Here is a 14063-nt window from a genome sequence, read left to right as displayed (position 1 = left end):
ATCGCTGGGTAGCTATGTGCGGAAGGGATAAGTGCTGAAAGCATCTAAGCATGAAGCCCCCCTCAAGATGAGATTTCCCATCACGTTATGTGAGTAAGATCCCTGAAAGATGATCAGGTTGATAGGTCCGAGGTGGAAGTGTGGTGACACATGGAGCTGACGGATACTAATCGATCGAGGACTTAACCTAAATATATGAATAGATTTCAGTGAAGCACGTTATCTAGTTTTGAGAGAATAAAAAAGTCTTGACAGACTGAATGAAATAAGTATAATAAATCTTGTTGCTTAAAATTGTCTGGTGGCGATAGCGAAGAGGTCACACCCGTTCCCATGCCGAACACGGAAGTTAAGCTCTTCAGCGCCGATGGTAGTTGGGAGTATTCCCTGTGAGAGTAGGACGTTGCCAGGCTGTATCGTTCCGCAGTAGCTCAGTGGTAGAGCATTCGGCTGTTAACCGAACGGTCGCAGGTTCGAATCCTGCCTGCGGAGCCATGCTTCCATAGCTCAGTAGGTAGAGCACTTCCATGGTAAGGAAGAGGTCACCGGTTCAAGCCCGGTTGGAAGCTTAGGAAAATAGAATTGGCCCGTTGGTCAAGTGGTTAAGACACCGCCCTTTCACGGCGGTAACACGGGTTCGAATCCCGTACGGGTCACCATTTGGAGGATTAGCTCAGCTGGGAGAGCACTTGCCTTACAAGCAAGGGGTCGGCGGTTCGATCCCGTCATCCTCCACCATATATTGCCGGTGTAGCTCAATTGGTAGAGCACGTTGAATATGCTTCCGTGAGATACATCCAGCGTACCGATTGAACCGCTTCTTGAGTAAGCTTTCTGAAATCGGGACGACGAGTTCAAAATTAATAAACTAGGTTTTAATATAAAATGATTTTATGCCGGTGTAGCTCAATTGGTAGAGCAACTGACTTGTAATCAGTAGGTTGGGGGTTCAAGTCCTCTCGCCGGCACTGCTTTTAATATGGAGGGGTAGCGAAGTGGCTAAACGCGGCGGACTGTAAATCCGCTCCCTCAGGGTTCGGCGGTTCGAATCCGTCCCCCTCCACCATTTTAATTTAATTGTTAATTAAATCACATTAAAACAACTTTTGTTGTATAAAGTGATTTTTTTATTGGAAAGATAAAGTTATATAACGAAAATCTTTATCTTTGAAGGATTTATGTCCTTTTGGTAAATGATATTATTTCAATGGGCTATAGCCAAGCGGTAAGGCAACGGACTTTGACTCCGTGATGCGCTGGTTCGAATCCAGCTAGCCCAGCCATACATATTTTGAGCCATTAGCTCAGTTGGTAGAGCACGACCGAATAAGCTGCAAAGCGACACATCAGCGCACAAATCGAGTCGCGTCTTGAATAAGCTTCCTGAGATTTGGGTGTCTGATACGAGTGAAAAAACAAAGTTAGAATCATTGATTGTAATATGAGCCATTAGCTCAGTTGGTAGAGCATCTGACTTTTAATCAGAGGGTCGGAGGTTCGAGTCCTCCATGGCTCACTTTTGCGGAAGTAGTTCAGTGGTAGAACACCACCTTGCCAAGGTGGGGGTCGCGGGTTCGAATCCCGTCTTCCGCTCCAAAAATCCATTTTAGAATGGATCTTTTTTGTATTACGGGGCCTTAGCTCAGCTGGGAGAGCGCCTGCTTTGCACGCAGGAGGTCAGCGGTTCGATCCCGCTAGGCTCCATATAACCACTCCATCACTTTTAGAAAAGGTGATGGAGTTTTTTGTTATTTAAGAATAATAATGTTTGTTATTATCTTCTTACATCTATCCGTTTATCCCACTCTTAACGGCCAGTAAGACCCGCACCTCAAGATTCTGTAGTAAAGCAAAGGAGATAGGTGGGGGACTTGCCGATAAAAGTCGAAAATAAAGAACACAGACTACGTCCTATGGGTCACAAGGGCCTTTAAATCATCCCGTAGGGACTAACATTCAGTGAGGGATGAAAAAAAACACTGAATGAAGCTTCACTTTATTATCAAGTGACTGACAAAGTGAAATTTTCTGTATATTTATACAATATTTTGTCGAGTTGAGTCATGTATTCTTTTCTCGGTAAAATATAAGTAAGGTAGAAAAGGAGGATATGACGAATGAAAACAAATAAAGTATCAATTATTGGGGTTCCAATGGATTTAGGACAAATGAGACGCGGAGTGGACATGGGACCAAGCGCGATTCGATATGCAGGTGTCATTGAGCGATTAGAACGATTAAATTATGAAATAAAAGATTTAGGCGATATCGAAATTGGGAGAGCAGAGCGTAGTGACAGCGAAAATGTCGAAAACTTAAGAAATTTGAAAGCGGTAGCAGAAGCGAACGGGAAGCTTGCTGCTAAAGTGGATGAAGCGATTCAGACAGACTCTTTCCCATTAGTATTAGGAGGCGACCATAGTATTGCAATCGGTTCGTTAGCAGGTGTGGCTAAAAATTATAAAAATTTAGGTGTTATTTGGTATGATGCACATGGTGATTTAAACACAGCTGAAACATCGCCTTCTGGAAATATTCATGGGATGCCTCTAGCAGTAAGTTTAGGAATTGGCCATCCAAGTTTAACAAACATTTTGGACTTTACGCCAAAAGTAAAACCAGAGAATGTCGTCATTATCGGTGCGCGCTCATTAGATGAAGGAGAGCGTGAATTAATTAAAGAAAAGGGTATAAAAGTCTATACAATGCATGAAATTGATCGACTTGGCATGACAAAGGTAATGGAAGAGACAATAACTTATTTAAGAGATCAAGGAACAGACGGAGTTCATTTATCACTAGATTTAGACGGTTTAGATCCGCACGATGCACCTGGTGTTGGGACTCCGGTTATTGGTGGCATCAGCTATCGTGAAAGCCATCTAGCAATGGAAATGTTAGCTGAAGCTGGGATTATTACTTCAGCAGAGTTTGTTGAAGTCAATCCGATTTTAGATGAGAAAAATAAAACAGCAACTGTAGCAGTTGCTTTAATGGGATCATTATTTGGAGAAAAATTGCTTTAAATTAAGTAAGAGATTCTAATATTTGACAATTGTCTATTATTCGCTTTTTAGGTTACCTTTAAGGGTAACCTTTTTTTCGTTATATTGATTATACAATAAAAAAATTATCCAGCATAACTGACCAATTTTTGCTAAAATAAATTTATGTGTCAAAAGTGAAACTTTGAAGGCACTAAAAGCGTATAATAGATACCCGCAGGCTGCGGAGGTTGAAAATATGGATGTATTAGTAAAGAAAAGAATAAAACAAATCAAAAAAGGTGATCAAGAAGCATTTGCCGACCTTGTAGATCTTTACAAGGATAAAATCTATCAATTATGCTATCGGATGTTAGGGAACGCTCATGAAGCAGAGGACATTGCTCAGGAAGCATTTATTAGGGCCTATGTTAATATTCATACGTTTGATATTAATAAGAAATTTTCTACATGGCTGTACCGAATTGCTACGAACTTGTCCATTGACCGTATTCGAAAAAAGAAGCCCGATTATTTTTTAGATGCCGAAGTATCAGGGACGGAAGGGTTAACCATGTATTCGCAAATTGCTTCAAGTGAGTTAAAGCCTGATGAAGAAGTTGAGGCAATGGATTTACAAGATATGATTCAACAAGAAATTTTAAAGCTTCCAGAAAAGTATCGATCGGTGATCGTTTTAAAGTACATTGATGAACTCTCATTACAAGAAATATCAGACATATTAGAGATTCCAATTGGAACCGTAAAAACGCGTATACATCGAGGACGTGAAGCATTAAGGAAACAACTTAGACATTTATAAGAAATGGGGTGTAAAAACATGGGTTGTCCTTCTAACGTAACGGATTTAATCCACCGATATCTTGACGGCGATTTAAGTCCAGATGAAGAACAAATGTTCAAAGAACATATACACAGCTGTGATGTATGTATGAAACATTATCAAGAGCTTGATAAAGCCGTCGCGTTGGTACAAAGTACATCACATATTCAAGCACCTAACAATTTTACGGCAAATGTGATGAAAAGCTTGCCGAAAGAGAAACGTGCTGTAAGCTTTAATCGATGGTTCCGAGGTCATCCTTTATTAGTGGCAGTATCTTTATTTATTTTATTAATGACCGGAAGCTTGTTTACAACGTATCAAGAAGATGACAAATTCAGTGTCACAAAGCACGACAATATCGTTGTAGAAAATCATACAGTTATTGTACCAGAAGGAGAAACGGTGGAAGGGAATATCATCGTACGTAATGGTGATATCAAAATTGAAGGGAAAGTTGATGGAGACGTAACCGTTATTAATGGTGAACAATATTTAGCATCTGCAGGACAAGTTACAGGGCAAATTGAAGAGATTGATCAGCTATTTGAATGGCTTTGGTTTGAAATAAAATCTCTTATAAAAGAAGTGTTTTAATGGGTAGGTCATCTTTTTAGATGACCTACTTGTTATGTATACGCGTGTTAACAGTAGTATGCTATAATATGGGGTATGGATTAATTATTGGAGGAAACTGAAATGGTCTTAGGTGACTTTCCTGTACTTCAATACCTTGGCGATATTATAGATATACTCATCGTTTGGTATGTTATATATAAAATAATTATGGTGATACGTGGCACAAAAGCTGTACAGCTATTAAAAGGGATTACAGTTGTCTATGTTGTCCGTATACTGAGCCAATATTTAGGTTTAAAAACTTTACAACAGTTAATGGATCAAGCGCTTACTTGGGGATTTCTTGCTGTTATTATTATCTTTCAGCCTGAACTTAGAAGAGCTCTTGAGCAATTAGGAAGAGGGCGGATTTTTGCACGAACGATGAATCAGGAAGATGATGAGCATGTGAAAATGATTGATGCTATCGTGAAAGCAACGGAATATATGGCAAAGCGAAGAATTGGTGCTTTAGTAACGATTGAGCGTGAAACAGGTATGGGGGACTATATTGAAACCGGAATACCGCTTCATGCGAGCATTTCGTCTGAGCTATTAATTAATATTTTTATTCCTAACACGCCGTTACATGATGGTGCTGTCATTATTCAACATGATAAAGTAGCTGCAGCCGCTTGTTACTTACCGTTATCAGAGAGTCCGTTTATTTCAAAGGAGCTTGGTACAAGGCACCGAGCAGCTGTCGGAATAAGTGAAGTAACGGATAGTCTAACACTTGTCGTGTCCGAAGAAACTGGTAGTATCTCGATTGCAAAAAATGGTGATTTGCACCGAAACTTAACGGTAGAACAGTTAAAAGAATTGCTTAAATCTGAGTTTAGTCAGACGAAAGCTGCTTCTTCAAGCCGTTGGCAATGGAGGACGAAAAAGAATGGATAAATTTATGAATAGCAAATGGTTCGTGCGGGTTATTTCATTGTTTTTAGCGGTCATGCTATATGTTTCGGTTAACATCGAGTCTCCGTCTTCAACGAAACATCCAAATGATTCACTTTTTCCAACAACGACAACAACAGACTCAGAAACGTTAACAGAAATACCCGTTTCTGTATATTACGATGAGGAAAAGTATGCAGTAACAGGTGTTCCACAAACCGTTACAGTGACGTTAGAGGGTCCAACAGGCTTATTAACGACGACTAAACAAGTGAAAGATTTTGAAATATATGCCGATTTGAGAGAGCTCCCCGTTGGAACCCATCGTGTTCAACTCAAGCATAAAAACGTATCTGATAAATTAAGGATCACAATAAACCCTTCTGTCATTACAGTAAATATTCAACCAAAAGTAACAGAGGATTTTCCAGTTGAGGTCGATTTCATTAATAAAGAAAAAATGAAAGAAGGCTATACACCTGAAGAGGCAATTGTACACCCAAGTACCGTAAAAATTACGGGAGCAAAGGAAGATCTTAATCGGATAGCATTCGTAAAAGCAAGAGTCGATCTTGAAGGTGTTGATGAAACGATAGAAAAAGAATCGATTGTGACGGTTTATGACCAAAACGGAACGGTTTTACCTGTAGAAGTAGAGCCAAATGTTGTCACGGTAACTGTACCGGTGAAAAGTCCGAGTAAATTGATTCCGATAAATGTAAAGAAGAAAGGGACATTACCGGAAGGGCTTAGTATTGAAAATATTTCCGTTGACCCAAATGAGGTAACCGTCTATGGTGAAAAAAGCATTTTGGAAAAATTGGAATTTCTAGATGGAGTCGAAGTAGACCTTAGCAAAATTCAAGAGGATACGACGCTTGAAGTAGAGCTTCCAAAGCCAGAAGGTGTGACAAAGATTGTTCCTGAAAGAGTCAATATTTCGATTGAACTTAATAAAGAAGAAGAACTTTCTTTTGAAGGTCTTCCAATCAAAACAGTTGGGCTAAATGATAGTGAAAACCTAACATTTCTTGATCCTGAAAACGCTCAGCTTGATATTTTACTAAAGGGAGCCGAGAACGTACTGAAAAATATAAAGAAGTCTGATATCGAGTTATATATAAATGTTGCGGATATTGGTGAAGGACAGCATAACCTTGATGTACAAGTGAACGGTCCACAAAACATCACATGGACCTTATCGAAAAATCAAATTAAAGTACAAATTTCATCTAGTGAAGTAGTAGAAGAAGAAACAGAAAAAGATGAAGAACAAACATCTCTGTCTTGATGAAGATGAATACGTAAAAGGAGCGATGATCCATGGGTAAATATTTTGGTACTGACGGTGTTAGAGGTGTTGCAAATAGTGAGTTAACACCTGAATTAGCGTTTAAATTAGGTCGATTTGGGGGATATGTTTTAACGAAGGATAAAGAACGTCCGAAAGTGTTAATCGGTCGGGATACACGTATTTCAGGTCATATGCTAGAAGGGGCTTTAGTGGCTGGTTTATTATCAATCGGTGCAGAAGTGATGCGACTTGGCGTGATTTCAACACCAGGTGTTGCTTACTTAACACGTGCTTTAGGTGCTGAAGCGGGTGTGATGATCTCAGCTTCTCACAACCCTGTGCAAGACAATGGAATTAAGTTTTTTGGATCGGACGGTTTTAAGCTATCTGATGATCAAGAAGCAGAAATTGAAGCTTTATTGGACGAAGCAGAAGATACACTTCCTCGACCAATTGGCGGTGATCTCGGACAAGTAAGTGATTATTTTGAAGGTGGCCAAAAATACTTACAATTCTTAAAGCAAACTGTAGATGAAGACTTTACTGGATTACATATTGCATTGGATTGTGCACATGGCGCTACTTCTTCTTTAGCCACTCATTTATTTGCTGATTTAGATGCAGATGTTACAACGATTGGTACATCTCCAAACGGATTAAACATTAATGATGGTGTAGGCTCAACGCATCCTAAAACATTAGCAGAGTTGGTGAAGGAAAAAGGAGCAGATGTAGGATTAGCCTTTGATGGAGATGGTGACCGTCTTATTGCTGTTGATGAAAACGGCGACATTGTAGATGGTGACCAAATTATGTTTATTTGTGCCAAACATTTAAAAGACCAAGGTTTATTAAAGGACGATACCGTTGTCTCAACAGTTATGAGTAACCTAGGGTTTTATAAAGGATTAGAAGCTCTTGGTATACATAGTGTACAAACGGCTGTAGGAGATCGCTATGTAGTGGAAGAAATGAAGAAGAATGCCTATGTATTAGGTGGAGAGCAGTCTGGACATATTATTTTCTTAGAGCATAATACAACAGGTGATGGACTATTAACAGCTCTTCAACTCGTAAATATTATGAAATTAACTGGGAAGAAGCTTTCAGAACTTGCAGGGGAGATGAAAAAATACCCGCAAATGCTCATCAACGTAAAAGTGACAAATAAACATGGCGTCATGGAAAATGAAAAAGTTAAATCAACGATTTTAGCTGTCGAGGAAGAAATGGCTGGAAATGGTCGTATTCTTGTTCGACCATCCGGAACAGAACCGTTAGTACGTGTGATGGCTGAAGCTTCTACAGAAGAGCTATGCCGAGAATATGTTGAAAAAATTGCGAATGTCGTTCGAGAAGAAATAGGACTAGAGTAAATGATAGGGGGCTACGCGTAGAAGTAGCCCCATTCTTCATAAGCCCAACAAGGTATGACTATTTTTCGTTTGAAACATAAATGTAATGATTTGTTAGAAAATAAGTTAAGCCCGTGAAAAATAGGGGATAACGTTGAAATGTTTCGTTACATATACTAATCATGCAACCTATTTAATAAATAAAATGATTGACATATTCTTTTTTAGTAGTGTAAAATTTTCTTGTTTGCATGAGTCAATAATTGGAAAGGGGGATTGTTGGAATCCATTTCATATAAAGCGCCTGAACTAAGCATGAGCGCGGATTGCTTAGTTGACGAGGAGGAGGTTTATCGAGTGATCGGCGGATGCCTCCCGGTTGTTTCCCTAGTTACAACCGTCAAGTCTTGTTCTTAAAACGAAAGAGGCAACTCTTCGCACAAAGGAATAAGACGTAACTAGAAAAGAAAAAGAGAAAACATGAGTGAGGGGACAACGGAAAGATTCGGCTTCGAGGAACCTGTCCCCGATGATGTATCTTTCTTCGTCCCTTCGCTAAAATGGGAGGAAGAATAATCAAATGTGCGGAATTGTAGGATATATTGGACAAAAAGATTGTAAAGAGATTTTATTACGCGGTTTAGAAAAGTTAGAGTATCGTGGATATGATTCAGCAGGAATTGCGGTGGTGAACGGAGAGCAAGTTCACGTCTTTAAAGAAAAAGGTCGAATTGCAGATTTACGTGAAATTGTCGATGCTTCTGTTTCATCTACCATTGGAATTGGTCATACGCGCTGGGCAACGCATGGTGTACCAAGTAAAACAAATGCACATCCACACCAAAGTGCATCAAAACGATTAACACTTGTTCATAACGGGGTTATTGAAAACTACTTACAGCTTAAACGTGAATTATTAACAGATGTTAAGCTTAATAGTGATACAGATACAGAGATCATCGTTCAAGTTGTAGAGCAATTTGTAAAACAAGGCATGGATGTTGAAGAAGCATTTCGTCAAACATTAACAAAGTTAAAAGGTTCCTATGCGATTGCGTTAATCGATGAACAAAATCCAGATGTCATTTACGTAGCAAAGAACAAAAGTCCACTTCTTGTCGGAATTGGCAAAGATGGCTTTAATGTTGTCGCATCTGATGCGATGGCGATGCTTCAAGTAACAGATCAATATGTTGAATTAATGGATAAAGAAATGGTCATCGTCACACGTGAAAAAGTAACGATTAAAACGTTGACGGGTGATATCGTTGAGCGTACTCCATACACTGCTGAGTTAGATGCAAGTGATATTGAAAAAGGAACATATCCTCACTACATGTTAAAAGAAATTGATGAGCAACCATTAGTGATGCGTAAAATCATTCAAAAATATCAAGACGAAGCGGGCAACTTAAATGTTGATTCTGAAATTGTTCGTGCAGTTAATGAGGCAGATCGAATTTACATCGTTGCATGCGGTACGAGTTACCATGCAGGTCTCGTTGGAAAACAACTAATTGAAAAATGGGCAAAAGTACCGACTGAAGTCCATGTTGCAAGTGAGTTTTCTTACAATATGCCGTTACTGTCAGATAAACCGCTATTTATTTTCATTTCTCAAAGCGGTGAAACAGCTGACAGCCGTGCCGTACTTGTTCAAGTGAAAGAGCTTGGTCATAAAGCATTAACCATTACAAACGTGCCAGGATCAACACTTTCCCGTGAAGCGGATCACACATTATTATTACATGCAGGTCCTGAAATTGCCGTTGCTTCGACGAAAGCTTACACAGCACAACTAGCGGTTTTAGCGATTTTAGCAGCGGTAACAGCTGAGCAAAACGGAAGAGAATTGTCCCTTGATTTAATGCAAGAGTTCGGCATCATTGCAAATGCAATGGAATCATTATGTGACCAAAAAGAAGAGATGGAAGCAATTGCACGCGAATACTTATCAACAACACGTAACTGCTTCTTCATCGGTCGTACAATGGACTACTACGTTGGTTTAGAAGGTGCATTAAAACTAAAAGAAATTTCCTATATTCAAGCGGAAGGCTTTGCCGGTGGAGAATTGAAACACGGAACGATCGCATTAATCGAACACGGAACACCAGTCATTGCACTAGCGACACAAGAGCACGTCAACTTAAGCATCCGTGGAAACGTAAAAGAAGTTGTCGCACGTGGAGCAAACCCATGCATCATCTCCATGAAAGGATTAGAGGAAGAAGACGATCGCTTCATCCTTCCAACTGTGCATGAAGACTTAACACCATTAATCTCTGTTATTCCGTTACAATTAATCTCTTACTATGCGGCACTACACCGTGGCTGTGACGTAGATAAGCCTCGTAACCTAGCGAAATCTGTTACGGTGGAATAATGGGGACGAAGTAATTTTAGTAGTTGTTGATTTGAAATAAAGTTGCGAAGCTTTACCCCTTTGGTTATTATTTAGCCAAAGGGGTGTTTTTTATGTCGAAACGAAAAAGAATCACTCAAATGAGAAATGGATAAAAGAAGGCCGAGGCTCTGGTATTGGTATAGATTATAAGCCGTGGTTAAAAATTCAGGATGTATCTTCATTAGGTCGCTCTACTCGTTTAAAAGGGATAAAGACGAGAAGGCAACATGAGTTTTTATCCGATTTGGAACGAAACTACTTTTACCTAACTGAATATTCAGATGTCATTATTGATATTCGAGAACAGTTTCCTTTATTACCGTTGGAAGAAACAATATTTATTGCAGATGAGTTAGGTATAAAACATCCAACTGATCCTAAAACTGGTGAACCTATTGTGATGACAACGGATTTTTTATTAACAATAGATAAAGGTCAAGGAGTGTTTGAAGTAGCTAGGACAATAAAGATGAACAATTAAAAGAGCGTGTACTTGAGAAGTTTGAGATAGAAAGAGAGTATTGGCAGCGAAGAGACATTGATTGGGGCATTGTAACGGAAGTAGAAATTCCAAAAATGATGGCACGGAATATTAGCTATATACATGATTATTACGATATTCGAGATTATGACGTTTTTCAAGAAATGAGTTCACAGCATATTGAAGATTTATCAATGTCATTGATGTAGCGTTTATTAAACGGTAAATGCAGTATTAGAGAGATTACGAGTGAATTTGATGCTGATACGCATCTGCCTTTTGGTAGTGGCGTTACATTGTTTTACCATTTACTCGCTCAAAAAATTATTCGAATTGATATGCTAGAGCCTATAAATTTAGAACACACAATAGCTATTAAGTCTATTGATGAAAGCAAGTTGAAGAAGGTGAGATACGGATGATTTACATTAATCAAGTACTTCAATATGTATCTGATTCTAAAAGAATACGTGTTATTGAAATTGAAGAATCATATGTATATATAGTGAATATTGATACAACCAGTGCTATGCCTCAAAGAGAACTATATTCCAATTTGCAAACAGAAATGAATCAAGGTGGGTTATTAGTTGTTAGTGATCCATATTCTAGAGCTATTCCTGATAATGAACTTTCTGAAGTGCAAATTTATAAACGTGAGGAAGATTGGGAAACCATCGAAAAATATATTATTCCCAATATGAAAGAGTTGCTGAAGAAAAAAGGTAGAGAAAAGAAAATTACTGAGATAGTTGACGAAAGTGGTCTTGGCAAACCTAAAGTAAAGGAACTTCTTAGCCGTTATTGGCAACGTGGTATGAGCAAAAATGCTATGCTTCCTGATTATGCTAATTCTGGTGGTCGAGGAAAAACTAAAACGTTAACGAAAGAAAAAATTGGTCGCCCAAGAAGGGTAAATATTAGTGGAGAATATCAAACAGGTATTAATATAACTGATGAAGTGAAATTGCAGTTTGAACATGCAATTAATAAATACTACCGAAAGACAAATAACTATTCACTAAAAGATGTTTATTACTTTATTCTTCGAGATTTTTATTCAGATAGTTATAAAGAAAATGGTGAGATGCAGTACCGCATTTGGGAAGCTAATCGTATCCCTTCTTATAATCAGTTTTACTATTGGTAGAGGATATTCTCTAAAGATAATTAGAGATTTTGTTAAAATAGATGGAGGTTGTGAAGGAATGTACTTAAACTATAGGAGAAGGTTTGCTGAAGAAGGAAATAAAGAGCGGGAAAGAGAATAATTAATATGTAATCTTTGAGGAAAAAAAGGCTTAGGGATAATGAGGGTGGAAAATGGTAGAGTTATTTGGATTAATTCTTTTATGGGGAATCCCAGCACTATTATTATGGAGCGTTGTTTTAAGTATCATACATATAGCAAAAGAGCCTAGATCAGGACAATTCTTAGGGCGGACACTGACGTTTATTAGCGCCATATATTCCTATATTGTCAGTTCGTTGGCTTCCTGGTTTGGTCTTATTTGTATTATTTGGGGAATCGTCGGTTTTACAGAAGGTGCGATTTTTGGCCCGATCATGTTCGTATTATTCGGCGCATTTATGGTGTATAACTTTTTCCCGCGTTATAATATGCCATAATGAATAGAAAAACAATCATCTTTCATTTTCAGCCAATAATAGCAAGGCTTACAAGCTAAAGGCAGCAATCATAATACTATCTTGATCTTCAACAAAAGGGCGCAGAAGTGTTTGTTACGACCGTGAAGGGCTGGAGTCAAGAAAAAACATAAACCAGAAAATAACGCTATTGATATGGCAACTGCCATGGGCATTGAACTTTTAACAGAAGAACAATATCGAGCGTTTCAGAAAATTGAAAATTTAGATATGAAAACGTCGAGTTGGGTACAAACACCCTCTGATATTAGAGAACTCGGCGGGGCCCTTTTTTGCGATTGTCGTTTCGGGCACGTCTTCGTGTACCACAATGGAGCAGAATCCTACTATGCTGCCAGGGGGTTCCGTGGCTCGCTAAGGGTTTAAATTTTGCAAAGACAGCTGCATTTGAATTTGAGAACGAATCACCTAGGGAAAGGCTTTAATTTCATTCTTCAACTATCGGGTGCTTTAATTGAGCAAGGATCACAAAATTATCAAACTTTTTTATAAAAGGATGATTCAATTGAATTTAGAATAAGCGTGTTTTGATCAATCTTTTTTTCAAAACACGCTTATTCTATTCGCTCTTATATCAAGGTTTATTAAGTTAATTCAATCATACTTTATTCCAAGTCTACAGTAGTTGTATGTAGCTGTTACTTTCTTCTTCCCCACGCTAAAAAGTCGGTACCTACTGCTAAATAGTTGGTATCCGGAGCGGAATAATAGTGGAAGATTATCCCATGGGAGTCGTGATTTTCCAACCGTCATCGTTGTGGAGTCAACCACTACTAATTGGCGCGGAAACCTTAATGATCGACGAGTTTGACGGTTGCATTTAGATACAACCAAGTCAAAAAGTTGCTTCATTATCTCAAAGTCCACATGACTGGCTTTCTTTGAAAACGTTGAATAGTCTGCCTGTGCGAGTCCATACGTAGGGGCGACATCTGCCCCATGCCGAAAGCTTTTCCACTCATTAGCTGAAGCTGTTACCAAATACTCGATTAACGTTTGAACATCAAACTTTCGAGCAGTATCCTTGTAACCAACAGCTTTCACAATCATTTTTAATTCATCTTCAGAAATAATCTTTTGCAGTAAATTCGGGAGCGTGGTATTCTTTTTCATAAGGGACACCTCTTCCTTGGTTTGTTGGTTGGTACTTACATTCTACAGGAAAGGTGTCCTTTTTTGTTGTTTTTTTGGATTTTATTGGTTAATCAACACTCTTGGAATAATATGAAAGTGATCAAGCACATGAATGGAAGACGGAAAAACGCATTGAATCGCTTTGGCCATGGCCGGTGCTAAATCGCTCACAGCCTGTTGAATGGTTCCTTTCACACAAGAAAGAGCCGATTGAATCGCTTCTTCGTCTCGTACTGGAACAATCGCTAAATTTTGGTGCATATGTATAAAACCAACGTTCGACCGTTGTGTACGGTAGTCCATATTCACAAGCCACATCTGAAATGGCTCGTCCATGACAATGATCAACAATTTGAAGACGATAAGCTAAAGTAGAAGAGC

Annotated in this window: 9 protein-coding genes, 10 tRNA genes, 2 rRNA genes and 4 pseudogenes; 23 read left to right on the top strand and 2 right to left on the bottom strand. The window is 38.7% G+C overall.

From position 1 onward, the window contains the following. The 23 genes and pseudogenes from MLD65_RS17450 to MLD65_RS17340 all read left to right on the top strand — a co-directional run. Positions 1-190, top strand: a 23S ribosomal RNA gene (locus MLD65_RS17450); the annotation flags it as partial. Between the two features lie 107 nt (positions 191-297). Continuing rightward, a 5S ribosomal RNA gene (gene rrf / locus MLD65_RS17445) occupies positions 298-412 on the top strand. A gap of 8 nt (positions 413-420) precedes the next feature. After that, positions 421-495 (top strand) — tRNA-Asn (locus tag MLD65_RS17440). Position 496: 1 nt separating this feature from the next. Then, positions 497-569, top strand: a tRNA-Thr gene (locus MLD65_RS17435). Between the two features lie 15 nt (positions 570-584). Beyond that, positions 585-659: transfer RNA gene (locus MLD65_RS17430), tRNA-Glu, on the top strand. A 3-nt stretch (positions 660-662) separates the two neighbouring features. Then, positions 663-738 (top strand) — tRNA-Val (locus MLD65_RS17425). A 157-nt stretch (positions 739-895) separates the two neighbouring features. Then, positions 896-968 (top strand) — tRNA-Thr (locus MLD65_RS17420). A gap of 13 nt (positions 969-981) precedes the next feature. Then, positions 982-1066 (top strand) — tRNA-Tyr (locus MLD65_RS17415). 142 nt (positions 1067-1208) lie between these two features. Beyond that, positions 1209-1283: transfer RNA gene (locus MLD65_RS17410), tRNA-Gln, on the top strand. A 160-nt stretch (positions 1284-1443) separates the two neighbouring features. Beyond that, a tRNA-Lys gene (locus MLD65_RS17405) sits at positions 1444-1516 on the top strand. 5 nt (positions 1517-1521) lie between these two features. Continuing rightward, a tRNA-Gly gene (locus MLD65_RS17400) sits at positions 1522-1596 on the top strand. 35 nt (positions 1597-1631) lie between these two features. Next, a tRNA-Ala gene (locus MLD65_RS17395) sits at positions 1632-1704 on the top strand. A gap of 413 nt (positions 1705-2117) precedes the next feature. After that, positions 2118-3026 (top strand): arginase, encoded by a 909-nt coding sequence (gene rocF, locus MLD65_RS17390; RefSeq protein ID WP_243293097.1) that lies wholly within the window; start codon positions 2118-2120, stop codon positions 3024-3026. A gap of 217 nt (positions 3027-3243) precedes the next feature. Further along, complete coding sequence (gene sigW / locus MLD65_RS17385) at positions 3244-3807, top strand: RNA polymerase sigma factor SigW (protein WP_243293096.1); 564 nt, start codon at positions 3244-3246, stop codon at positions 3805-3807. 18 nt (positions 3808-3825) lie between these two features. After that, positions 3826-4425, top strand: coding sequence for an anti-sigma factor family protein (locus tag MLD65_RS17380; protein ID WP_243293095.1), 600 nt, complete (start codon positions 3826-3828; stop codon positions 4423-4425). Positions 4426-4527: 102 nt separating this feature from the next. Continuing rightward, a complete protein-coding gene (gene cdaA, locus MLD65_RS17375) occupies positions 4528-5346 on the top strand; it encodes a diadenylate cyclase CdaA (RefSeq protein WP_243293094.1) in 819 nt (272 codons plus the stop codon). Beyond that, a complete protein-coding gene (locus tag MLD65_RS17370; protein ID WP_243293093.1) occupies positions 5339-6634 on the top strand; it encodes a CdaR family protein in 1296 nt (431 codons plus the stop codon). Before cdaA ends, MLD65_RS17370 begins: the two co-directional genes overlap by 8 nt. Before the next feature lie 32 nt (positions 6635-6666). Beyond that, a complete protein-coding gene (glmM, locus tag MLD65_RS17365; protein WP_243293092.1) occupies positions 6667-8013 on the top strand; it encodes a phosphoglucosamine mutase in 1347 nt (448 codons plus the stop codon). A 559-nt stretch (positions 8014-8572) separates the two neighbouring features. Further along, entirely contained in the window at positions 8573-10378 is a 1806-nt protein-coding gene (glmS, locus tag MLD65_RS17360) for a glutamine--fructose-6-phosphate transaminase (isomerizing) (protein WP_243293091.1), read from the top strand. A 92-nt stretch (positions 10379-10470) separates the two neighbouring features. Further along, positions 10471-11302: pseudogene (locus tag MLD65_RS18515) on the top strand (TnsA endonuclease C-terminal domain-containing protein). Then, positions 11299-12027: pseudogene (locus tag MLD65_RS17350) on the top strand (Mu transposase C-terminal domain-containing protein); the annotation flags it as partial. The pseudogenes MLD65_RS18515 and MLD65_RS17350, both read left to right, overlap by 4 nt. Positions 12028-12203: 176 nt before the next feature. Continuing rightward, a complete protein-coding gene (locus MLD65_RS17345; protein ID WP_243293090.1) occupies positions 12204-12509 on the top strand; it encodes a hypothetical protein in 306 nt (101 codons plus the stop codon). An 88-nt stretch (positions 12510-12597) separates the two neighbouring features. Next, positions 12598-12914 (top strand): annotated as a pseudogene (locus tag MLD65_RS17340) (DUF4256 domain-containing protein); the annotation flags it as partial. Between the two features lie 357 nt (positions 12915-13271). On the opposite strand, the pseudogene MLD65_RS17335 reads toward MLD65_RS17340, so the two are convergent. Both MLD65_RS17335 and MLD65_RS17330 read right to left on the bottom strand, forming a co-directional pair. After that, positions 13272-13661: pseudogene (locus tag MLD65_RS17335) on the bottom strand (transposase); the annotation flags it as partial. Positions 13662-13742: 81 nt separating this feature from the next. Beyond that, a complete protein-coding gene (locus MLD65_RS17330; protein ID WP_243293089.1) occupies positions 13743-13985 on the bottom strand; it encodes a transposase in 243 nt (80 codons plus the stop codon). Positions 13986-14063: the final 78 nt, after the last annotated feature.

The organism is Bacillus sp. FJAT-47783, from assembly GCF_022808615.1.
GTDB lineage: Bacteria > Bacillota > Bacilli > Bacillales > Aeribacillaceae > Bacillus_BZ.
This window is presented reverse-complemented; position numbering and strand designations above follow the sequence as displayed.

Coding starts and splice junctions, on each gene's coding strand:
- MLD65_RS17330 (WP_243293089.1), bottom strand. CDS start 13,985: ATGGACTACCGTACACAACGGTCGAACGTTGGTTTTATACATATGCAC.
- MLD65_RS17380 (WP_243293095.1), top strand. CDS start 3,826: ATGGGTTGTCCTTCTAACGTAACGGATTTAATCCACCGATATCTTGAC.
- MLD65_RS17370 (WP_243293093.1), top strand. CDS start 5,339: ATGGATAAATTTATGAATAGCAAATGGTTCGTGCGGGTTATTTCATTG.
- glmM (WP_243293092.1), top strand. CDS start 6,667: ATGGGTAAATATTTTGGTACTGACGGTGTTAGAGGTGTTGCAAATAGT.
- glmS (WP_243293091.1), top strand. CDS start 8,573: ATGTGCGGAATTGTAGGATATATTGGACAAAAAGATTGTAAAGAGATT.
- rocF (WP_243293097.1), top strand. CDS start 2,118: ATGAAAACAAATAAAGTATCAATTATTGGGGTTCCAATGGATTTAGGA.
- sigW (WP_243293096.1), top strand. CDS start 3,244: ATGGATGTATTAGTAAAGAAAAGAATAAAACAAATCAAAAAAGGTGAT.
- cdaA (WP_243293094.1), top strand. CDS start 4,528: ATGGTCTTAGGTGACTTTCCTGTACTTCAATACCTTGGCGATATTATA.
- MLD65_RS17345 (WP_243293090.1), top strand. CDS start 12,204: ATGGTAGAGTTATTTGGATTAATTCTTTTATGGGGAATCCCAGCACTA.